Origin of the sequence: Escherichia sp. MOD1-EC5433, assembly GCF_002966005.1 — a bacterium.
GTDB lineage: Bacteria > Pseudomonadota > Gammaproteobacteria > Enterobacterales > Enterobacteriaceae > Escherichia > Escherichia ruysiae.
This window is the reverse complement of the sequence record NZ_PTRL01000003.1, coordinates 84,848-108,188: the sequence shown is the minus strand read 5'-3', so window position 1 is coordinate 108,188 and position 23,341 is coordinate 84,848. Positions and strand designations below refer to the sequence as shown.

The 23,341-nt window shown below is 49.2% G+C and carries 14 protein-coding genes; 7 read left to right on the top strand and 7 right to left on the bottom strand.

All coding sequences use genetic code 11. The features are described from left to right. Positions 1-100 precede the first annotated feature (100 nt). Both ppk1 and ppx read left to right on the top strand, forming a co-directional pair. Positions 101-2,167, top strand: a complete 2,067-nt coding sequence (gene ppk1, locus C3D30_RS07370; RefSeq protein WP_010344570.1) for a polyphosphate kinase 1 — start codon at positions 101-103, stop codon at positions 2,165-2,167. A gap of 4 nt (positions 2,168-2,171) precedes the next feature. Beyond that, positions 2,172-3,713, top strand: a complete 1,542-nt coding sequence (ppx, locus tag C3D30_RS07365; RefSeq protein WP_001121373.1) for an exopolyphosphatase — start codon at positions 2,172-2,174, stop codon at positions 3,711-3,713. A gap of 44 nt (positions 3,714-3,757) precedes the next feature. Here the strand turns inward: ppx and C3D30_RS07360 are convergent, their stop codons facing one another. Beyond that, positions 3,758-6,001 carry a bifunctional diguanylate cyclase/phosphodiesterase gene (locus tag C3D30_RS07360; RefSeq protein ID WP_105286678.1) on the bottom strand — a complete coding sequence of 748 codons (2,244 nt, stop codon included), beginning with the start codon at positions 5,999-6,001 and terminating at the stop codon, positions 3,758-3,760. Positions 6,002-6,182: 181 nt separating this feature from the next. Next, positions 6,183-6,335, bottom strand: coding sequence for a hypothetical protein (locus C3D30_RS20470; protein ID WP_000019882.1), 153 nt, complete (start codon positions 6,333-6,335; stop codon positions 6,183-6,185). 17 nt (positions 6,336-6,352) lie between these two features. On the opposite strand from C3D30_RS20470, the gene C3D30_RS07350 reads away from it, so the two are divergent. The 4 genes from C3D30_RS07350 to C3D30_RS07335 all read left to right on the top strand — a co-directional run bounded on the left by C3D30_RS07350 (position 6,353) and on the right by C3D30_RS07335 (position 8,653). Beyond that, positions 6,353-6,544 carry a YfgG family protein gene (locus C3D30_RS07350; RefSeq protein WP_000075999.1) on the top strand — a complete coding sequence of 64 codons (192 nt, stop codon included), beginning with the start codon at positions 6,353-6,355 and terminating at the stop codon, positions 6,542-6,544. Positions 6,545-6,853: 309 nt separating this feature from the next. Then, positions 6,854-7,372, top strand: coding sequence for an outer membrane lipoprotein (locus C3D30_RS07345; RefSeq protein ID WP_105286677.1), 519 nt, complete (start codon positions 6,854-6,856; stop codon positions 7,370-7,372). Positions 7,373-7,387: 15 nt separating this feature from the next. Next, the gene (locus C3D30_RS07340; protein WP_000756784.1) at positions 7,388-7,927 is read left to right on the top strand and encodes a DUF5384 family protein; all 540 of its coding nucleotides are present in this window, start codon (positions 7,388-7,390) and stop codon (positions 7,925-7,927) included. Between the two features lie 99 nt (positions 7,928-8,026). Then, on the top strand, positions 8,027-8,653 hold the full coding sequence (locus tag C3D30_RS07335) for an SMI1/KNR4 family protein (RefSeq protein WP_105286676.1): 627 nt from the start codon (positions 8,027-8,029) through the stop codon (positions 8,651-8,653). A gap of 88 nt (positions 8,654-8,741) precedes the next feature. Here the strand turns inward: C3D30_RS07335 and guaA are convergent, their stop codons facing one another. Together guaA and guaB are read right to left on the bottom strand one after the other, a co-directional pair. Beyond that, positions 8,742-10,319: a glutamine-hydrolyzing GMP synthase gene (gene guaA / locus C3D30_RS07330; protein ID WP_000138265.1), complete on the bottom strand. Its 1,578-nt coding sequence runs from the start codon at positions 10,317-10,319 to the stop codon at positions 8,742-8,744. 68 nt (positions 10,320-10,387) lie between these two features. After that, complete coding sequence (gene guaB / locus C3D30_RS07325; protein ID WP_010349860.1) at positions 10,388-11,854, bottom strand: IMP dehydrogenase; 1,467 nt, start codon at positions 11,852-11,854, stop codon at positions 10,388-10,390. Between the two features lie 161 nt (positions 11,855-12,015). Here guaB and xseA point away from each other — a divergent pair, with 161 nt between their 5' ends. Continuing rightward, complete coding sequence (gene xseA / locus C3D30_RS07320) at positions 12,016-13,392, top strand: exodeoxyribonuclease VII large subunit (RefSeq protein ID WP_105286675.1); 1,377 nt, start codon at positions 12,016-12,018, stop codon at positions 13,390-13,392. 68 nt (positions 13,393-13,460) lie between these two features. Here xseA and C3D30_RS07315 read toward each other — a convergent pair whose 3' ends face one another. The 3 genes from C3D30_RS07315 to sinH all read right to left on the bottom strand — a co-directional run bounded on the left by C3D30_RS07315 (position 13,461) and on the right by sinH (position 23,237). Next, the gene (locus C3D30_RS07315; protein WP_105286674.1) at positions 13,461-19,919 is read right to left on the bottom strand and encodes an adhesion domain-containing protein; all 6,459 of its coding nucleotides are present in this window, start codon (positions 19,917-19,919) and stop codon (positions 13,461-13,463) included. Between the two features lie 116 nt (positions 19,920-20,035). Continuing rightward, on the bottom strand, positions 20,036-21,001 hold the full coding sequence (locus tag C3D30_RS07310; protein WP_000683614.1) for a SinI family autotransporter-associated protein: 966 nt from the start codon (positions 20,999-21,001) through the stop codon (positions 20,036-20,038). 55 nt (positions 21,002-21,056) lie between these two features. Continuing rightward, complete coding sequence (gene sinH / locus C3D30_RS07305) at positions 21,057-23,237, bottom strand: intimin-like inverse autotransporter SinH (RefSeq protein ID WP_105286673.1); 2,181 nt, start codon at positions 23,235-23,237, stop codon at positions 21,057-21,059. Between the last annotated feature and the right edge of the window lie 104 nt (positions 23,238-23,341).

Below are 23,341 nucleotides of genomic sequence, written 5' to 3'. Positions count from 1 at the left end.
AGTTTTTTTCTCCCTTTTCTGGCATAGTTGGACATCTGCCAATATTGCTCGCCATAATATCCAGGCAGTGTCCCGTGAATAAAACGGAGTAAAAGTGGTAATGGGTCAGGAAAAGCTATACATCGAAAAAGAGCTCAGTTGGTTATCGTTCAATGAACGCGTGCTTCAGGAAGCGGCGGACAAATCTAACCCGCTGATTGAAAGGATGCGTTTCCTGGGGATCTATTCCAATAACCTTGATGAGTTCTATAAAGTCCGCTTCGCTGAACTGAAGCGACGCATCATTATTAGCGAAGAACAAGGCTCCAACTCTCATTCCCGCCATTTACTGGGCAAAATTCAGTCCCGCGTGCTGAAAGCCGATCAGGAATTCGACGGCCTCTACAACGAACTGTTGCTGGAGATGGCGCGCAACCAGATTTTCCTGATTAATGAACGCCAGCTCTCCGTCAATCAACAAAACTGGCTGCGTCATTATTTTAAGCAGTATCTGCGTCAGCACATTACGCCGATTTTAATCAACCCTGACACTGACTTAGTGCAATTTCTGAAAGATGATTACACTTATCTGGCGGTGGAAATAATCCGTGGCGATACCATCCGTTATGCGCTGCTGGAGATCCCCTCAGATAAAGTGCCGCGCTTTGTTAATTTGCCGCCGGAAGCACCGCGCCGACGCAAACCCATGATTCTTCTGGATAACATTCTGCGTTACTGCCTTGATGATATTTTCAAAGGCTTCTTTGATTATGACGCGCTGAATGCCTATTCAATGAAGATGACCCGCGATGCCGAATACGATTTAGTGCACGAGATGGAAGCCAGCCTGATGGAGCTGATGTCTTCCAGTCTGAAGCAGCGTTTAACCGCAGAACCGGTGCGTTTTGTTTATCAGCGCGATATGCCCAGTGCGCTGGTTGAGGTGTTGCGCGAAAAACTGACTATTTCCCGCTACGACTCCATCGTACCCGGTGGCCGTTATCATAATTTTAAAGACTTTATTAATTTCCCCAATGTCGGCAAAGCCAATCTGGTGAATAAACCACTGCCGCGTTTACGTCACATTTGGTTTGATAAAGCCCAGTTCCGTAACGGTTTTGATGCCATTCGCGAACACGATGTGCTGCTCTATTATCCTTATCACACTTTTGAACATGTGCTGGAACTGCTACGCCAGGCCTCGTTCGACCCAAGCGTACTGGCGATTAAAATTAATATTTACCGCGTAGCGAAAGATTCGCGCATCATCGACTCGATGATCCACGCCGCTCACAACGGTAAGAAAGTCACCGTGGTGGTTGAGTTACAGGCGCGTTTCGACGAAGAAGCCAACATTCACTGGGCAAAACGGCTGACTGAAGCGGGCGTACACGTGATTTTCTCTGCGCCGGGGCTGAAAATTCACGCCAAATTGTTCCTGATTTCGCGTAAAGAAAACGGTGAGGTTGTGCGTTACGCGCATATCGGAACCGGGAACTTTAATGAAAAAACCGCGCGTCTTTATACCGACTACTCGCTGCTGACCGCCGATGCGCGCATCACCAACGAAGTACGCCGGGTGTTCAACTTTATTGAAAATCCATACCGTCCGGTAACTTTCGATTATTTAATGGTGTCGCCGCAAAACTCCCGTCGTTTGCTGTATGAAATGGTTGACCGTGAGATAGCCAACGCTCAACAAGGGCTGCCTTGCGGTATTACCCTGAAACTGAATAACCTGGTCGATAAAGGTCTGGTCGATCGTCTGTATGCGGCCTCCAGTTCCGGCGTGCCGGTGAATCTCCTGGTACGCGGGATGTGTTCGCTGATCCCCAATCTGGAAGGTATTAGCGACAATATTCGTGCTATTAGTATTGTCGATCGTTACCTTGAACATGATCGGGTTTATATTTTTGAAAACGGCGGCGATAAAAAAGTTTACCTTTCTTCCGCCGACTGGATGACACGCAATATTGATTATCGTATTGAAGTGGCTACACCGCTGCTCGATCCCCGACTGAAGCAACGGGTGCTGGACATCATCGAAATTCTGTTCAGCGATACAGTCAAAGCGCGTTATATCGATAAAGAACTCAGTAATCGCTACGTCCCCCGTGGTAACCGCCGCAAAGTACGGGCGCAATTGGCGATCTACGACTACATCAAATCACTCGAACAATCTGAATAACCCTATGCCAATACACGACAAATCCCCTCGTCCGCAGGAGTTCGCTGCGGTCGATCTTGGTTCAAACAGTTTCCACATGGTCATTGCCCGTGTGGTGGATGGCGCAATGCAGATTATTGGCCGCCTGAAACAACGGGTGCATCTGGCAGATGGTCTGGGGCCAGATAATATGTTGAGTGAAGAAGCGATGACGCGTGGCTTAAACTGCCTGTCGCTGTTTGCCGAACGCCTGCAGGGGTTTTCTCCTTCCAGCGTCTGTATTGTCGGAACCCATACGCTACGTCAGGCGCTGAATGCCACTGACTTTCTGAAGCGAGCAGAAAAGGTTATTCCCTACCCGATTGAAATTATTTCCGGCAACGAAGAAGCGCGTCTGATTTTTATGGGCGTGGAGCATACCCAGCCGGAAAAGGGCCGCAAACTGGTTATTGATATTGGTGGCGGCTCAACAGAACTGGTGATTGGTGAAAATTTCGAACCGATTCTCGTGGAAAGTCGCCGGATGGGTTGCGTCAGCTTTGCCCAGCTTTATTTCCAGGGCGGCATCATCAATAAAGAGAATTTTCAGCGCGCACGCATGGCGGCAGCGCAAAAACTGGAAACCTTAACCTGGCAATTCCGTATCCAGGGCTGGAATGTGGCAATGGGCGCTTCCGGCACCATTAAAGCTGCTCATGAAGTGTTGATGGAAATGGGCGAGAAAGACGGGATAATTACCCCGGAACGTCTGGAAAAACTGGTAAAAGAAGTTTTACGGCACCGTAATTTCGCATCGCTGAGTTTACCGGGTCTTTCCGAAGAGAGGAAAACTGTCTTCGTTCCAGGACTGGCAATTTTATGCGGTGTGTTTGATGCCTTAGCCATCCGTGAACTGCGACTTTCTGACGGGGCGTTACGCGAAGGCGTGCTGTATGAAATGGAAGGACGTTTCCGCCATCAGGATGTGCGTAGCCGCACCGCCAGTAGTCTGGCTAACCAGTATCACATCGACAGTGAACAGGCCCGACGGGTGCTGGATACCACCATGCAGATGTACGAACAGTGGCGGGAACAGCAACCGAAACTGGCGCATCCACAGCTCGAAGCATTGCTGCGATGGGCCGCTATGCTGCATGAAGTCGGGTTGAATATCAACCATAGTGGTCTGCATCGACATTCTGCATATATTTTACAAAACAGCGACTTACCGGGATTTAATCAGGAGCAGCAGCTGATGATGGCGACACTGGTACGCTATCACCGTAAAGCGATTAAGCTCGACGATCTGCCGCGCTTTACCTTGTTTAAGAAGAAACAGTTCCTGCCACTGATTCAGCTATTGCGCCTTGGCGTATTGCTCAACAATCAACGTCAGGCGACTACCACGCCGCCAACATTAACGCTGATTACCGATGACAGCCACTGGACCTTGCGTTTTCCGCATGACTGGTTTAGCCAGAACGCGCTGGTATTGCTTGATCTGGAAAAGGAACAAGAATACTGGGAAGGCGTGGCTGGCTGGCGGTTAAAAATTGAAGAAGAAAGCACGCCTGAAATTGCGGCTTAATATGAAATGAAAACGGGCCAACATGTTATGTTGGCCCAAATAAATTACGCGCTTTCCCGAACCGGTTCTCTTTCACCCAACATCGCCACTAACGGCTGCGGTTCACCAATCAAAAAGCCTTGCAGGTAATCAATACCCAAAGAGTGAACCGCCTGGCGAATCTCTTCATTTTCAACATATTCCGCAACCACTTGCATTTTCTTCATTCGCGCCAGATGACAAATTGATGCCACTATCTGGTAATCCAGACTATTCGAGACAATATTGCGTATGAAGCTGCCATCAATTTTTAATAAATTGGCATTCACATTTTTTAGCCGCGCATAACTGGCGTAGCCGGTGCCGAAATCATCAATTGCAATTTGGCATCCTAACTCCTGAAGATGCTGCAGTGTATTCTGTGCCTGCTTAACATTGGTCAGGGTATTACTCTCGGTTACCTCAAAGATAAGCTGCCACGCTTCTATTTGATATTTATTCAAAAATTTACTGACATCTAAAGGGAAACTCGCCTGACAAACGGAAGTGGGCGACAGGTTAATAGCAAATCGGCGAGCAGGCATTTTTTCTCTATTTTCCGCCATAAATTGCAGTGTATGCTCGATAACCCACATGTCGATGCTGGACGATAAGCCAAATTCATGCGCGACCGGTAAGAAATTGTCAGGATTGATGAGTTCGCCATTCTCTCCTTTCATGCGCAGCAGAATTTCATGATAAACATCACCGCGCCCCCCTGTAATCGGCTGGGCCATCAGGCAAAAATCGTTATGCTCGAGCGCCTGTTGTAGCCGATTCATCATCGCCACCTTGTCTTTCAATTCACGTTGTAAATACATTGCCCCGCGACGCTGCATATTTTCCGGGGTATTGGTCACGATAGAAAGTTCGGCAACCGTATTTAGCTCTCCCAGCAGCAGATATATATGATTAACCGGTGAGCGGACATAGCAATAACTGACGCCAATCTGAGGCTGTAACGGCATTCCATCCCAAAAGAAACGAAACTGCTTCAGATGATTATCCAGCGTGGTAATGCGCTCCTGGTATGATTCTGTATTCAGTCGCAACGCAAGGTCGTTACCGGAAAGCTGATAAACAGCTTCGCCCGGTTCCAGCAACGGTGTCAGCCAGTGTGAAAGTTTTTGTTTATATTGAATGCGTAGCATGATGCCATAGTTCTTTACCAACATTTCCATGCCAGGGATGCGTAAATAACATAGCGCGGACCATGGTGCATCACGCAATGCACGGTTCAGGGCGCGAATATTTGGCAGATGAACAACCGGATCCACATATGCAAGCCGCTGAATGCGTCTGACCACCGCTCGCTGACGGGTTGCCAGAACAGCCATGTAATTGACAATAAATGAAAATACCAGATAACTGGAGGAAGTTATGGTCAGTTGCGTGGTATATCCAGGATAAAGGGGAATGTAGTTCTGATAGCTGTGAATGCTGATCATCAGCACTACCGCCCAGAGCAGCGATATAAACTTATAGCCATAGCGCATTGCTCCCCACATCATCAGCGGTAGCAATAACGATAACGTATAGTTGGTGCTAAAAATTGTGCTTTTTTCATTTAACGGCATACATAGCAACAACAACAACGCACCCAATGCAAGCAACCAGATCGCAAATTCTTTTTTGGTAACCTTTTTGTCAACCTGCTGTTTTAATTGCGAATAATAGCTACGTAAATAAAACGGATTCCGCACCACCCGAATGATGAAGTAGCACAATGGGACGCCGATAAGATTACCTACCAGCAAGGCCTGGTAATTGATTAATGTCCCGAGGTTAAAGGGCATAACCCCTACCAGATTGTCTCTGCTTGCCAGTAACCCTACAAACGCAGCAAACTGGAAAAGTACCAGGAACAACGTTGCCGGAAAAACAATCTGCCAGAAAATTCGCTGGGAAATTAAGCGGGTATCCCCATGTGCAACGTTGTTACGCCGGGGAGAAAAAACTCTGTAACCACCCCAACAAATAATGACAATGATAATAAAATTAGTCGTTAACGAAAGCGTTTCATACAGGCCAAGCTCCGCATACTTACGAACAAAAATGCCTAATGCTATACCCGGTAATGCTGCCCAGTTAAAAAACATCATCATGCTGATCATCAGAGCCAGGGGCAGATAAAAGAGAAAAACTTCACCGGAGGAAATATGCGCAAAAGTATTTATTTGTGCGAAAACGGGCAAGATTAAAGAAGGCAGGATCAGCGGAAGCCCCCACCATTTATCACGTATTTTTATATAAGTTGCATTCAGTTTCATAGATGCTCAACAGAATTCCCCACATCCTGAAAGGGGTGTATTCAGACAGGCATCCCACCTGAATTCGACGGATGATTATTCATCACTATAGAGAGTATCGATTCTAAGTGTCATATGAAAGTTCCAATTGATATATATCAAACAAAACAACCCTGATTAATGAATTATTACGTTTATCATGTTAAGCCATCATTATTACATCATTATTGTAAATAATTAAATTAACTTCCATAACATTGGAATATGTATCCACTGACGCTTTTTTACATAATGAAGAATTGACCATTTTGCCCAGGTGTGCCTTAATGTAAGTACCGTCCACAGAGTGGGACATACTTCAAGGAACCTTTTGTGAGTCAGGCAACCAGTATGCGAAAACGACACCGATTTAACAGTCGCATGACCCGTATCGTACTACTCATCAGCTTTATCTTCTTCTTTGGTCGCTTTATCTACTCGTCTGTTGGTGCCTGGCAGCATCATCAGAGCAAAAAAGAAGCGCAGCAATCCACACTCTCTATCGAATCCCCGGTACAACGTTAGCGGTTACCTTCTCCATTTTAACTTAGCAAGACGGCGCATTGCTGCCCGATGTTTTTGCTCTTTGTAGTTAACAAAGCGGCAGGCATTCTTTCACCTTAAATTTCACCCATTGTCCTGACTGACGTAGATCCTGCCTAAGAAGTAATACGCTCTAAATTAATACATATATTTAAATTATACTTCTTTAATGATTTATTTTCCGCGTGAATTTTAATAAATTTAATCTATTAGTTTATACACAATACATTTACTTTCCTCTTTTGATGATCTTAAATATCTTATTTTTCGTAATGTGTATAACAAGGAATAGTGATGAAATTTAAAAAATGTCTTCTGCCTGTGGCAATTTTAGCGTCATTCACCCTGGCAGGATGCCAGTCAAATGCTGACGATCATGCCGCCGATGTTTATCAAACCGATCAACTGAATACAAAACAAGAAACCAAAACCGTTAATATTATTTCCATTCTTCCCGCCAAAGTTGCCGTAGACAACTCACAAAATAAACGGAACGCACAAGCCTTCGGCGCACTTATTGGGGTCGTCGCTGGCGGCGTTATCGGCCATAACGTCGGCTCCGGCAGTAACTCCGGAACGACGGCAGGTGCAGTTGGCGGCGGAGCCGTAGGTGCGGCGGCTGGTTCTATGGTGAATGATAAAACATTAGTGGAAGGTGTTTCTTTAACATACAAAGAAGGCACCAAAGTGTATACCTCCACCCAGGTGGGTAAAGAATGCCAGTTCACGACGGGTTTAGCCGTTGTTATTACCACTACGTATAACGAAACGCGTATTCAGCCAAATACAAAATGTCCTGAAAAAAGCTAATAATCAGGAGGATTCATGAAGAAGGTTTTACTTTGCGCCATCTTAGCCGCCTTAAGTAGTTCAACTTTCGCCTCTTCATTACAGGATCAACTCTCTGCTGTCGCAGAAGCGGAACAACAAGGTAAAAATGAAGAGCAAAGGCAGCATGACGAATGGGTAGCGGAGCGCAACAGGGAAATCCAGCAAGAGAAGCAACGGCGTGCAAATGCGCAGGCTGCAGCAAATAAAAGAGCGGCAGCAGCAGCAGCGGATAAAAAAGCTCGCCAGGATAAACGGGACGCCGAGGCCACTGCGGATAAAAAGCGCGATCAAAGTTATGAAGATGAGCTGCGCAGCTTAGAGATTCAGAAGCAAAAACTGGCGCTGGCAAAAGAAGAAGCCCGCGTTAAGCGTGAGAACGAATTTATCGATCAGGAACTGAAGCACAAAGCCGCGCAAACCGATGTTGTGCAATCTGAAGCTGACGCTAACAGGAATATGACTGAAGGCGGCCGCGATTTGATGAAGAGCGTGGGTAAAGCAGAAGAGAATAAATCGGACAGTTGGTTTAATTAATTGATGTCAGTAACTTCAAGCCTATGATTTGTGAGGATTATGGGCTTTTTTATTGCAATATACGTTTCTAACTCTCCTTCATTTAGAGCAGGGTATGACATGGATACAAATGCTACAACTCCACAATTTGACAATGATATACCTCCTCTGGTTTGGCCCGAATTTACTGATCTTAAAGCACGCATAGGCTGGTGGCGCGCCTGTGCCCTTGCCTGGAGTGCAGAGTGGAACCGACTCTCGCCCATTTCCCCTGTTCCCGCCAGTGAAATTGATTCACTCGAACAACGCTTGGGTTGTGCAATCCCCCCATTACTTCGCACGTATCATGAACACATTGGCACTCTTGAACTAGCGGAAACGCTTTGCAGTGTACAACCTGCCTCTTATGTGGCAATTGAACCATTAATAGACGCGTACCCAGGGATTACAGATCTTCTGGAAGATCTTCCTGATAGTGATGAACTGAGGAATCTTGTCGACCAACTTATCGCTTTTGGCGACTATTTGGGGAATGGAAATTTGTGGTGTTTTCACCGGGTAACAGGCGAAGTCTGGTATTTTGATCACGACTGTCCACTGATGCTGACACAAATGTTCAGTGATGTTGGTCAGTATCTCGACCTGATCATGTTTAAATGTCTGCTCACAGTGCATGGTGAGGAAGATAATGAAGAAATGTTACGCGAGAAATTAGGTGATGCGTTGGTGGAAAAATGGATGTATTAAGACAGAGTAGTATCTTAATTCAGATGTGAAGAATATTTAATAATGGCACTTATCCTTGTGCCATGATCATTAATCAATTATAGGGAAATCATTCCCACTCAATAGTCGCTGGCGGCTTGCCACTGATGTCATACACCACGCGGGAAATGCCGTTCACTTCATTGATAATTCGATTGGAAACGCGGCCGAGGAAATCGTACGGCAGGTGCGCCCAGTGTGCGGTCATAAAGTCGATGGTTTCGACAGCACGCAGAGAAACAACCCAGTCATACTTACGACCATCGCCCATTACGCCAACGGAACGTACTGGCAGGAAGACGGTGAACGCCTGGCTGACTTTGTCGTACAGATCTGCTTTACGCAGCTCTTCAATGAAGATGGCATCCGCACGGCGCAGCAGGTCGCAGTACTCTTTCTTCACTTCGCCCAGCACGCGCACACCAAGGCCCGGTCCCGGGAACGGATGGCGATACAGCATGTCATACGGCAGACCCAGCTCCAGACCAATCTTACGCACTTCGTCTTTGAACAGCTCTTTCAGCGGTTCAACCAGGCCCATCTTCATCTCTTTCGGCAGGCCACCCACGTTGTGGTGAGACTTAATAACGTGCGCTTTACCGGTCGCAGACGCGGCAGATTCAATAACGTCAGGGTAGATAGTTCCCTGCGCCAGCCACTTCACATCTTCCAGTTTCAGGGCTTCTTCATCGAATACTTCAACAAAGACACGACCGATGATTTTACGTTTTGCTTCCGGATCGTTTTCGCCAGCCAGTGCTGACAGGAAGCGATCTTCTGCCGGAACGTGAACAATGTTCAGGCCGAAGCGATCGCCAAACATATCCAGAACCTGCTCTGCTTCGTTGAGACGCAGCAGGCCGTTGTCGACAAATACGCAGGTCAGGTTTTTACCAATTGCACGGTGCAGAAGCATTGCGGTTACGGAAGAGTCCACGCCGCCAGAGAGACCAAGGATCACTTTATCGTCGCCCACCTGTTCGCGGATGCGGGCTACCGCGTCGTCGATAATTTTCGCCGGAGTCCACAGGGCTTCACACTGGCAGATATCACGCACAAAACGCTCCAGCATACGCATACCCTGACGGGTGTGAGTCACTTCCGGGTGGAACTGCACACCGTAGAAGCGTTTTTCTTCGTTAGCCATAATGGCAAACGGGCAGCTTTCGGTGCTGGCTACGGTAACGAAATCTTGAGGAATTGCAGTTACCTTATCACCGTGGCTCATCCACACGTCAAGCAGCGGTTTGCCATCTGCGCTTAATGCATCTTCGATACCATGAATCAGCGCGCTATCAGTTTGTACTTCAACCTGCGCATAACCAAATTCACGTTCGTTAGAGGCTTCAACGTGACCACCCAACTGCATCGCCATGGTCTGCATACCATAGCAAACGCCGAATACCGGTACGCCTGCTTCAAAGACATACTGCGGCGCACGCGGGCTGTTTTCTTCGGTGGTACTTTCCGGGCCGCCGGAAAGAATAATGCCGCTTGGATTGAAGTCACGAATTTGTGCTTCTGTCACATCCCACGCCCACAGTTCGCAGTAAACACCCAGTTCACGCACGCGGCGCGCAACCAGTTGAGTGTACTGAGAACCGAAGTCCAGAATGAGGATGCGATGCTTATGAATGTTTTCCGTCATTGACGCTTATTCCGAGGCAAGTGAAACAGATAATATAAATCGCCCGACATGAAGTCGGGCGAAGAGAATCAGGAGCCCAGACGGTAGTTCGGGGACTCTTTAGTAATGGTCACGTCGTGAACGTGGCTTTCCTGGATGCCCGCACCGCTGATACGTACAAACTCCGCTTTAGTACGCAGTTCGTCGATAGTACCACAGCCGGTCAGCCCCATACAGGAGCGCAGGCCGCCCATCTGCTGGTGGATGATCTCTTTCAGGCGGCCTTTGTACGCTACGCGACCTTCGATACCTTCCGGCACCAGTTTGTCAGCGGCGTTGTCGCTCTGGAAGTAACGGTCAGAAGAACCTTTGGACATTGCGCCCAGAGAGCCCATCCCACGGTAAGATTTGTAAGAACGCCCCTGGTAGAGTTCGATTTCACCCGGAGATTCTTCAGTACCTGCCAGCATGGAACCTACCATCACCGCGCTTGCACCAGCAGCGATAGCTTTCGCAATATCGCCGGAGAAGCGAATACCACCGTCAGCGATAACCGGAATACCGGTGCCTTCCAGGGCTTCTACTGCGTCAGCAACGGCGGTGATCTGCGGAACCCCCACACCAGTAACGATACGAGTCGTACAAATAGAGCCAGGGCCGATACCGACTTTAACCGCGCTGCAACCTGCTTCTGCCAGCGCGCGGGCACCAGCAGCTGTTGCTACGTTACCGCCGATGATTTGCAGATCCGGATATTTAGCGCGAGTTTCACGGATACGCTGCAGAACGCCTTCAGAGTGACCGTGAGAGGAGTCGATCAGCAGAACGTCAACGCCTGCGGCAACCAGTGCATCAATACGCTCTTCGTTTCCAGCACCCGCGCCAACCGCTGCACCAACACGCAGACGACCTTGTTCGTCTTTACACGCGTTCGGTTTACGTTCCGCTTTCTGGAAGTCTTTCACGGTGATCATGCCGATCAGGTGGAATTCGTCATCAACCACCAGCGCCTTCTCAACGCGTTTTTCGTGCATTTTTGCCAGCACAACTTCGCGGGCTTCGCCTTCACGCACAGTCACCAGACGCTCTTTCGGCGTCATGTAAACGCTAACTGGCTGGTTCAGGTCGGTCACAAAACGCACGTCACGACCGGTGATGATGCCGACCAGTTCGTTTTCTTCGGTAACGACCGGGTAGCCCGCAAAGCCATTACGTTCAGTCAGTTCTTTCACTTCGCGCAGCGTCGTGGTTGGCAGAACTGTCTGTGGGTCAGTCACCACGCCAGACTCGTGTTTTTTCACACGGCGAACTTCTTCAGCCTGGCGTTCAATAGACATGTTTTTGTGGATAAAGCCGATACCGCCTTCCTGAGCCAGAGCAATAGCCAGGCGCGCTTCCGTTACGGTATCCATTGCTGCGGAGAGCATAGGGATATTCAGACGAATAGTTTTCGTCAGCTGGGTGCTGAGGTCAGCAGTATTCGGCAGAACGGTAGAGTGAGCAGGAACGAGGAGAACGTCGTCAAATGTGAGAGCTTCTTTAGCGATACGTAGCATGGGCAATATCTCGACCAGAGTGGTTAATAAATATTGCCGTGGCATTATACAGAGCGTAACCGATTGCATCTACCCCTTTTTGCAAAAAATGCTTGCTATCCCCAGAAGGCGGGTTACTATCGATTGAATAACCTGCTGATTTAGAATTTGATCTCGCTCACATGTTACCGTCTCAATCCCCTGCAATTTTTACCGTTAGCCGCCTGAATCAAACGGTTCGTCTGCTGCTTGAGCAGGAGATGGGACAAGTGTGGATCAGCGGTGAAATCTCGAACTTCACACAACCGGCCTCCGGTCACTGGTACTTTACGCTCAAAGACGATACCGCCCAGGTTCGCTGCGCGATGTTCCGCAACAGCAACCGCCGGGTTACCTTTCGCCCACAGCACGGGCAACAGGTTCTGGTTCGCGCCAACATTACGCTGTATGAGCCGCGCGGTGATTATCAGATTATCGTCGAGAGTATGCAGCCAGCCGGTGAAGGCTTGTTGCAACAGAAATACGAACAGCTAAAAGCGAAGTTGCAGGCAGAAGGTTTGTTCGATCAGCAACTAAAAAAACCGCTCCCCTCCCCCGCGCACTGTGTCGGTGTGATTACATCCAAAACCGGCGCGGCGCTGCACGATATTTTGCATGTGTTAAAACGTCGAGATCCTTCACTGCCGGTGATTATTTATCCTACTGCCGTTCAGGGCGATGATGCGCCGGGGCAAATCGTTCGCGCGATTGAACTGGCGAACCTGCGTAACGAGTGCGACGTCTTGATCGTCGGTCGCGGCGGCGGTTCGCTGGAAGATTTATGGAGTTTTAACGACGAACGCGTAGCGAGGGCGATTTTTGCCAGCCGAATTCCGATTGTCAGCGCCGTCGGTCATGAAACCGATGTGACGATTGCTGACTTTGTTGCCGATCTGCGCGCACCAACGCCCTCTGCCGCCGCCGAAGTCGTGAGCCGCAATCAACAGGAGTTACTGCGCCAGGTGCAATCTGCCCGCCAGCGGCTGGAGATGGCGATGGATTATTATCTCGCCAACCGTACCCGGCGCTTTACGCAGATTCATCACCGTTTACAGCAGCAACATCCGCAGTTACGTCTGGCGCGGCAGCAAACCATGCTGGAGCGACTGCAAAAGCGGATGAGCTTTGCGCTGGAAAACCGGTTGAAGCGGGCAGGTCAGCAACAGCAACGACTTGAACAACGTCTGAATCAGCAAAATCCTCAACCACGCATTCATCGCGCGCAGACTCGCATTCAACAACTGGAATATCGCCTGGCGGAAACTCTGCGAGCACAGCTTAGTGCCACGCGTGAACGCTTTGGTAATGCAGTGACACATCTGGAAGCCGTGAGTCCACTGTCCACGCTGGCGCGTGGCTATAGTGTCACCAGCGCCGCCGATGGGACAGTGCTGAAGCAAGTTAAGCAGGTAAAACCCGGTGATACATTGACCACGCGTTTGAATGATGGCGTGGTGGTCAGCGTGGTGAGCGACGTGACGAAAACACGCAAATCACGCAAAAAAGCGGTGAACTCGTAGGCCGGATAAGCTGCGCCTGCATCGCATCCAGCAATATCACCATGCCAGCACCAGATGCAACCAGGCCATTATTGGAAACAGGTGGCAAAACCTGGTGTTTTACCCGCCTCAATACCACAATCCTGAGTACTATTTTGTTCAAACATGCCGCAATATAATACCCCGGCTCGATCGGTTGAAAAGTAAGGGAAGTTTTTAGGGGATGAGGGCCACCCTAACGAATTAAAGCTGTTAGATAACACCTCTAACTCGTTATATGTCGGCGCACTATCCATGCTACCGCACTGTTTCTTGATATCCCATTTTGACGAATCAACGACATGTGCAAGACCCCACGTTTCGTTATTGATATCAGGTGTCCCGGCTGCTTGTGCCCCAGAGGGTAATTCCGTCGACAGCAATGGTCGATGTAATGTTTTTCCATTCACCCCCACCGTATCCGCCATATGTCCCCAGAAATGAGCCGAGGAGACGTTCGGGCTGGTGATAACAGTGAAAATAGTGTCCATCGTCGCGTTGATGCTGGTGTTATCGGTCAGCGTCACCGTCAGCGGCGTTTTATATCCAGGCGTATTATCCTGTTTAATCATAAATGTCGCTGTACCGTCGGAACCGGTGGTTCCCTGGAGTGAATTACCACTATCAGTCATTATGACCGTCGCGCCAGTTGGCGGCTGAACGGTCAGATCATCCATTGCCGCCACATCGCCATATAAAGTCGCACCTGGGTTGCGCGGCGCTGCATCACCGCGTTTCAGGCTAAAGGCCACGTTTGACACTGGGTTCCCGGCGCTGTCTCTCACGGTGACAGTCACAGGCATAGATTCCCCTTTCTTCACTTTCGCAGCCTGAGTAGAAGAATCAAACGCTGGTGAGGTAAGTGTTACCACAGACACCGAAGCGTTAGGGTTCAGCAAGCAGGCCTGCAATGCGCGGCTTCTGTTCGCCGCCTCAGCCTGGCCATTATACAAATCGACAGTCGCGCATCTGTTGACTCCACTGGTATCACACGTTGAGTCCACTGCCCACCAGGCATACCCCGATGACTCCACCGGCCAGCCGGTATCAGCCATCAATGTTCCATTGGGATGACGGTTATACAGCGATATAAGTTGCTCGTTGGTCGGCCAGCGCGCGGCCTCACACGCCGCCGTGCCGCTACGTTCCCTTTCCTGAACAGTAGGCACAAGCCAACTTTCACTATTTAAATCCTTAACGTGAACGCCTGAGGTGTTCGTTAACTCAGCCTTTATTTTAGGCCGCACAAAAACGGTGCCATCTGCCGCCGTCACCGTTTCCCCCATATGCCCCCACATGTTGGCTACGCTAACGTCCGGGCTGGTGATAACCGTGAAAATCGCGTCCAGCGTGGCTGTTGGCATAGGGCTGAAGCCCAGTGCTTTTACGGTTATCGGCGTTCTAAGACCGGTCGTACTATCCTGGTGAAGATTCAGCGTCGCTTTACCCTGAGCATCAGTCTGAATAACCAGATAACTGGTATTACTACGACCATTCATGCTGGCGCTTTGTATGGTTTGTGCTGGGTTGAACGTATCAGCCACCAAATCATCCGTCGTTACCGTTTCGCTGAGCGATGTGCCCGCGCGATTGTAGCTGGCGGCACGCAAAATCCCTACCGACTCAAATGGTGCAGGCGAGCCATCCGCACGGGTCACAGTAATCGTCAACGGAAGCGGTGAGCCTTTATGTGCTTTCCCGGCCGGTAACGAACTATCCCAGTTTTCCTCCGCAGTGGTCAGGGTAATATTGCCCACCGACTCCACACTTTCCAGACAGGTCTGGAAGTTGAGATCTGCAGAATCCGACGCGACATGTCCAGTATTCCCCACCTTGAGGTTAATATACTGATAATTAGGATTAACAGCGCCTGAACTGGAGACAACGCTTCGTGACCAGAAGTACGGCTTTGGCGCTGTTGACTTGTCAAGCGGCCAGCCCTGTGCCGTTTCAATCGTTCCTGAAGGGTATGCCTCATATAACGATTGCAGATCGCCAATAGACGGCAGTTTATCTTTACAACCTCCCTGCATACCACTCAGCGCATTATTGATAGTCAGTCGCTGCCAATATTCATTGTTAACAATAAGCCCATTGGAAGAACCGACTTCATCTTTTAACTGTGGGCGATGGAAGACTTTGCCGTTTTTAGCCGTTAAGGTCTCCGGCATATGACCCCAGAAGTTAGCTTTTGGCGTATCCGGGCTGGTAACGATCGTGAAAATCGCGCTCAGCGTATTCGAGATAATGCCGTTACCGTCATCAATTTCTGCGGTGAGCGGGATACGCGTACCGTCTCCCTTATATATCTGGCGTAGAATAAAAGTGACCGTACCGTCACCACTGGTCATGCTGTAATATTTATTTCCGTCATCAAAATAACCGTTGGAATTATTGTAACTGTCTTGCACATAAATCAGCCGTGACTGATTGGTAATCTTGCCGTTGTTGGTCGCATTTGAGGTTCGAGCCACGGTGAAACCATGATTCAACGTAATCGGCACATAACCTTTCGGATTTCCCTGGGCGTCGCGAGTGGTCACCGTCATGGTGATTTGATCCCCGGTATTGCTGTAGTCTGTTCTGACTTTTACTGCATCAAGGTTGTCATACTTTGCCGTTTTATCAGACGTTAATTCGATGGTGCTCACCTTCGGATTTGCCGTTGCCTGGCAGGTCAGATACCCTAACTCCGTGGATGCCAGACTGTAGCTGGTCCCGTCGCTCAATTGTACGCTTTTATATTTGCGATCCTCGATACTGTCTTTTTCCGGTGTGCTAGAGTCGTAACCTTTTTTTAGCAAGACAGGCCAGCCATCTACCGCATGTCCACGCCATTCACTGGCGAGTGTGAGTAACGCGTCCTGAGTCGGAATATAATCCGCGCCACAGCCGCCATTACTGGCCTTCGTCGCCTGATCTTCGGTAAACAGAGCCCAGCTTTCGTTATCCTCTACATCAGACTTACGTTTGGCGGCAGGGCTATCGGTTAGTTCCGTAAACAGAATCGGCCGTTTAAATGTCAGTCCACCTGCGCTCAACGTTTCCGGCATGTGGCCCCACATATTCGCTTTATCGGTATCCGGACTGGTAACCACGGTGAAAATGGTATCCATTGCAGCCTTTTTTGTCGGATCGGAATAGAGCGCGGCGGTGAGCGCCGTTTTCGTGCCGTGGGTATCCGGGCGCGTAATATTGAGAATTTTACTTCCGTCGCTACCGGTTAGTGCCACATATGCTGTCGCTGTATCGTTGAGCACCATCTCATCAGGCAGACCCGCATCAACCACCACCGATGAAACAATCCCATCACCGCTACCTGCCGTATGACGTTCACCAGAACGGGTATATCCATCGCCACGTTTCAGGGTAAATGGCATATCTGCCATCGGGTTACCGGCAACGTCTTTGACCGTCACCTTCACCTGTAACGTCTCGCCCTTTTTCAGCTTTGCCGCATTAAGCGAACTATTCCACTGCGCCTGATCCACCACTTCCAGTGTAATGATGCTTGCGGGAGGGTTAGCATCTTTCAGACAACTCATATAAATCGAGTCATCGGCAGCATTCTGTACGTTCCCGTTATTCAACCAGACGGAGGCAAGGTGCGGAACTTTATCCATCGGCGTGCCGCTCCAGTATTGTTCACGCAAGGTGGGCCAACCATGAACGGTTTGAATCGTATTGTTACTGTTGGCGTTGTATAGAGCGGTAAGCTGTGACTGGCGTGGCACTTTATTTTTCTCGCAACCGCCAGCCGCGATATTTTCGATATCAGACTGCGCCACACGTACCCAGGTTTCGTTATTTTCCACAAGTGAACGGTTTCCTGCGCTCACTTCAGAGAATAATTTCGGTCGCTTAAAAGTTATAGAATCCACAGTGATGGATTCGTCCATGTGACCCCACATTTGCGCACTGGCTACATCCGGGCTGGTGGGGGTAGTAAAAATCACGTTGTAGTTAACGGTATTGGGAACATAAGAGTTAGTCGGCGTGATATCCAGAGGAGTCCCCAGCCCAACGCCTTGCGGCTGCTCAATGTCCACCGTTGCTATACCTCGAGCGTCGGTTGTACCGGAATAGACAGTTGTGGGCTGAGAAGTACCGTAGAAAGTACCGTTCATCTCTATCGCGCCGCTGGTTGGATCATCAAACCCAGTAACCTGCCCTGGACGGTTATACCCCATGCCTTTGGTGATGGTGAAATTTGTAAACGGCACAGCCGCGTCATTTAATGCGTTATAGGTTCGCACTGTCATGACAATTTTTTCACCGACTTTAGCCTGCGCCCGGCTTCCAATAGCAACATCATGATCGGTCGTGACCGCCACCTGCGCGACCATTTCATTACCTGAACAGGAAAGGTAATTTCGTTTAAAGCCAGAGTAACTATCGACCAGCCCCGTTTTGAAACTGACCGATGAATGCGTCGCCTGCTCCACCGCGCTTAAGTAATCTTGTTTTGCCGTTGGCCAACCGTATTTTGTGCCTATAACATTAGCAGGATAAGCGTTGTACAGGCTTTCCAGCGAACTCTGGCGCGGAATATGTCCAGTTCTACATTCCGCCTGCATAGAGCCATTTTGGTCAAACAGTGCCCAGTCTTCGTTATTTTCCCGCATAGAACCCAGTTCATGAGCAGTTTCATCCGCCAGCAGCGGGCGTTTAAAGACGCTACCAGATTCGATAATCCCGAGCATATGCCCCCACATTCTGGCCTTATCGCTGTCCGGACTGGTTACTACTGTGAAAATGACATCTTTCGCATCAGACGCAGTGAAGTCACTACGCATTCTCGCCGTAATATGGGTTTTAACGCCAGCGCCATCGGGCTGACTCAACCTCAATGAGGCCTGACCGTTAACATCTGTTATCCCTTCATAAGTATGCGCATCAACCTGGTGAAAATTGGCTCCTCCCGTTATTTGCACCGGATGCGCTTCCCATGCGTCGTCGGATTGATTCTTTCGGTTGATGCCATCATCCAGATGCAGCGAGAAATAGTAGTAAGCCAGCGGCTGACCATTATTTTTGTTATCGGTGATTGTCAGTCGCATAGAGGCATCTTCACCCACCTTAACCTTCATCGCCTGTACCGTTGAGTCATAGCTTGCAGGTGTGAGAATCAGTTTTGGTTCAACGTCCGGTGCCTCTTTATCCACACAGCTAACAATAAGTTTTGTATCGTCCGGTTTTTGCGCTTCGCTACGGTTAGACACATCTGCCGCATGATGCTGTCCGGTCATGCCCGCGAGGGATGACCAGTAATAATCTCCCTGCATCGGCCAGCCAGCGACTTCCTGAATTGATGTAGGAACCACCGTCGCCATCGCGCCAAACTGGCGCATACCTGGCAAAATATCGCAGTGATTATCTGCGCCACTCCAGGTGAAGATTGACCAGGTTTCATTATGATCGTCGACACTGCCTGCTTCATTATCGACTTCAGCCGCCAGTTTCGGACGGCTGAAGGTATAATCCCGAGCCTTGAGCGTATCCGCCATATGACCCCACATGTTTGCCTGTGGTACGTCCGGGCTGGTGAGAACGCTAAAAATGACCGCCGTTTCGCTGGTTTGGCTAATGCCAGACAGGCTTACGACCAGCGGCGTTTTTACGCCTTGCCCGTTCGGTTGAGCCACCGTTACCGTCGCCGTACCATTTTCATCCGTCGTGCCGTGATATTCCGTTGCCGTGGTGGTAAGTTCCGTACTCCCCAGTTTTACCGGACCGATGTTATTCACCACGCCCTGACGGTTTTCTGCATCCCGACGTTTGATAATAAAAGGAATATTTCCTGCCAGATTGCCCTGACAGTCTTTCGTCGTCACCGTTAGCGTAATTGAACCATCTACGGTCGTTTTTGCCGCTTTCAGCGTATCGTCATATCCGTTAGCGGTAATGGTAACCAGATCACCCTGTGCAGCCGCGATGTTCAGCGTCACTTTATTATCAACCAACGGCACTGACCCCTGATTAGGTACGCCCGTTAAGGTAAAGAGATAAAGTAAAGGTATCGTTTGTTGTTGGTCAATTCGCGGCCAGGCAACCAGAGAATGTCCAGCCAGATCCTGGGCACAAAATGACCTGTCTGGGCGCGGCTGTGGATCTAACGGCGTATCCGGCGTGGCGGCCTCAGCCCACACCAGAGAAACAGAAGGTGGATTTTGATTTTCCCAACGCAGCAGCGGTGGCGTGGCGAAAACGTCCCCTTCAGTATCCAGAGGGTTCTGTAAGATCATCTGCGTAGCCGTATCATCTACGCTAAATTCACTGGGTTTTGCAAAGGCCTGAACATCGTGAGGTTCTGTCGGTTCAAGCAGGGTGCTGCCCTGATAAACGGGTACACTGGCGTTCTCTGCACCAGGCACAGTGCCATTGATTGCGTCGGTCGAGATACCCGTTTGTTGCCACTGGCCACCTTTTAACACTGCCACTACCTGAAAAGAAAGGGAGAGCAGTAAAACCGCCGTTATCGCTTTTATCAGTTTCAAAGCCCCGCCCATAATTGAAACCTGCCCGTTTAAAGTTACTTTTTCACCTCAACCCACTTTGCTTAACGCAGGTTAAGCAAAGTGCGCGGAAAAGCACCATTCCCCTAGGGGAATGGTGCCGGTGACGATTATTTTCTCTGGTAGTCGATGGACAAACCGTAGCCCTGAACACCATCTGCGCCAATTGTGAGGCCGCCTTCGCTGTAGTCGAACGCAGTCTTCGCTTCGGCATTGGTAACCGGGATAACCAGGTCGCTGTTGTTGTAGCTCGGGTTGACAATCCCCCCCGCCGTCCGCAACTGTAGACTGGTGCCGGTAAAGCGCCAGCGGTAGTTGTACTGGCTGGTAACCTCTTCACCCGTATCGTAGGAACCGTTGCTGTTTTTATCTTTCCACAGCATGACCTGATAGGTGGTATTCGTTTTAAGTTTGGTATCTTTACCCAGCAGGTTGGTATTGATATCCTTCTCGTGAATGACAACTTTAACTGCGTCATCAAATACTGGCCCTTCAGGAATATCATCGCTGTCAGAACCACCGCCTGCGTTAGTAGAGAGATCCAACAGCACCAGTTGTTCTGCGACGTTAGGGTCGCCGGTTGTCGTGGTTGGGGTAATTTTCAAACCGATATAGCGGTCAGCATCTGCTGCGGCAATGGTGTAAGTATCACTGCCAGCAGTACCGATCTCCTTCGGATCGCCCCCCGCCTGGTCACTAAAGCTCATCCATTGCAGCGTCGCTTTTGTCGCGGTGTTGTTGTCATCAAGATCGCCCTGGGTATCGCCAATGGCCCAGTTTGCCGTTAACTTATCGCCAACATGAAATTGCTTTTCGCCATCCGTAGATGCAGTACGACCACCGCGATCAACGGTTATGGACACATGAGATTTATCGGCGTCGGTGATTTCTGTCGCGCTACGGGTTATCCATGGCACTGTACCCTGAATCGTTCCGGTTGATTGCGTCTCTGATTGCCACTGGCCAGCTCTTAGATTGCCCTGCCCTTCTGCCATGGCGGCAGGTACTGCGCAGTACCCTGCCAGAGCCAGTGCCAGCGCGACTTTGGTCATCGGTCGCTTTAAATAATGTTTCATTCAACTCTCTCCTTGATTAATTTCCAGCGGCTGGCCGATCGGCCATTACGCCGATCTAGTGCTTGCTGTAAACCACACGTAATCCATATCCCTGCACGCCATCTTCTTTTTGAGCACCGAACTTCTGCACGGCCTCGTCGTTGGTGGCAGGGATGACAATATCTTCATTACTGGTATTCGATTGCGCACCGGTGTAGCCATTAACGCTGTGCCCGGTAAATTCCCACTGGTAGTCGTATTGCGCCATCTCTTCTTCCGTCAGTTTTTCCGACTGCTGGAAAACGCCATCTTTATTGGCGTCACGCCATAAGACAAAACGGTAGGCGTTATCCACAGGCAAATGCTCTTTCTCATTGTCGATAAGATTGACGGGGTTAGTCGCAGATATACGGTAGATAAACGCATTAACATCATTCTCCCCGGCACCAAGGAATGTCACATCCACATAGTTGCTGTCGTCATACGGAGCAGCTTTTGCTTTCCAACGGAAAGTGCCGGGTAACGTACTGGAGAGTGTGACGGTTCCTTTCTCTTTATCTTGCTTCGCGATAAAGACACAGGGGTTATCGGTTGAGCAGGGCTTATTGGCGAGCGTGACTTTTTTGTCTTGTGCATCATAAAGTTGTGGACTCAGACCATTGTCTGGAAGCGGATCACCGTTACGATCCGTGTCATCACCAAAACTGTCAGTGATATCGAGATCCATCACCACACCATCGACACCATCCGCCTGGGCGCTGGCTTCATGGCTGTGATTGTTTTCTTCAGGCACGTTAGCAATATTATTAACGATCAGCTCAATTTTACGGTCCTGCTGTACGGTAATTTCCACCACACCGGAGTTTTGCCGATGACCCTTTTCATCTTCCAGCGCCAGACGCACTCGCCAGGTGTTGAGCTTTTCTTGTTCGGCTTGATCAGAGCTGTATTGCCAGGCAGGCAACACCAGATTCCAGTGATTATTGTTACCCTCGGTGATGGTGTTGGCTTTCACCACAGGCATCACTAGCGTGCGGGCGGCATTGTTTTTCGCCTGCCAGGAGGCGGCGACAATTTTATAGTGGTGGTTGATCAGCGCATTAATGGTCCACTTACATTTTTCCAGTCCCACCGCAGCTTCCGGGGTGTCCTTGATAACACATTCTGGATGTTCGTTAGTGGAATCAGCCTTTAGCCAGAGCGTAACGTCGAGAGGGTCTTTTTCTTTATATTCCAGAACAATAAAATTATTTCGCTCAACAAAGTCATGTCGGCTACCCATCAGCGAGTGGGCTGCTTTGACATTATCGCTATTCAGTTGATCTTTAAGTGGTACACCGAACTGATAGTTAACAGTAGCGTTAATACTAAGATCACTGTTATCTCCAGTGCCTGCTTTATATTCCGTCCCGACTGTCAATAACGGAACTGGTTGATAGTTAACTCCAAGCGTCACCGCATACGGATCTTTCTCTAAATTATCAGTGCCGAACAGCGCAACTTCGTCACCATAATATTGCTCGAAAACAACTTTGCCCCCCAACTGTGGATAAGAAGGTAGCCAGGCTTCCGCACGAACATCCCAACCACGCGCAGGTCGTTCTAAATAGAAGTCGAAATCTTTTGAGTCTTTCCAGTCAGAAAGTGGATGGTAATAGTTACCAGAAAGCTTTAAATAATCCGTCCAGGCTTCAGTCCCTAACCCTAAACGGCGATGTCCGCGAGTGAAATCATAATCGTAAAATATATTTCCACCCAGAAGCCATTTATCAAAATTATGCCTCACCCCAAAACCTATATTACCTATCGTGCGTTCCTCTTTACGTTGAGCGGATAACTGGCTGAAATAAACGCTTTTTTGATTGTCATATAAAGGAACAAAATAGTCGATTGAACTACCGTCCAGCGAGCCATCCTGACCGATAGAAAGATTTGAGCGGACTTTACCGTATGGAGAAAGCGCACCTTCAATATAAGACTGTGCAGATGAGGTGATTTGCCCTTGCAGATAGCTTCTGGCCTGGGATTCCAGAGCTTCTGGGGTCAGGTTCTCAAACCCCTGCTGGGCGGATTCGGCGACGTAGTTGGCACCACGCTCTTTGAAGGATTTACCTTTATTATTTTGTTCTTCTTGTAAGGCAGCTTCGCTTCCCAAATCCGGTAATGAAGAGTCACTTTTCTTAACATTTATCTCTGGCTCCGCATAAGCAGCACCAGAGATAAAAATTAGCATAAAATAGCGTATCCATCGCAACATGCCTTTTCCCTGTAACTATTTTATAATCTGAAATTAGCTTCGGCATTGTATTCCAGATAGTTCAGAGATTGCACACCAGAAATGCTAAATATATTCTTAAAGTT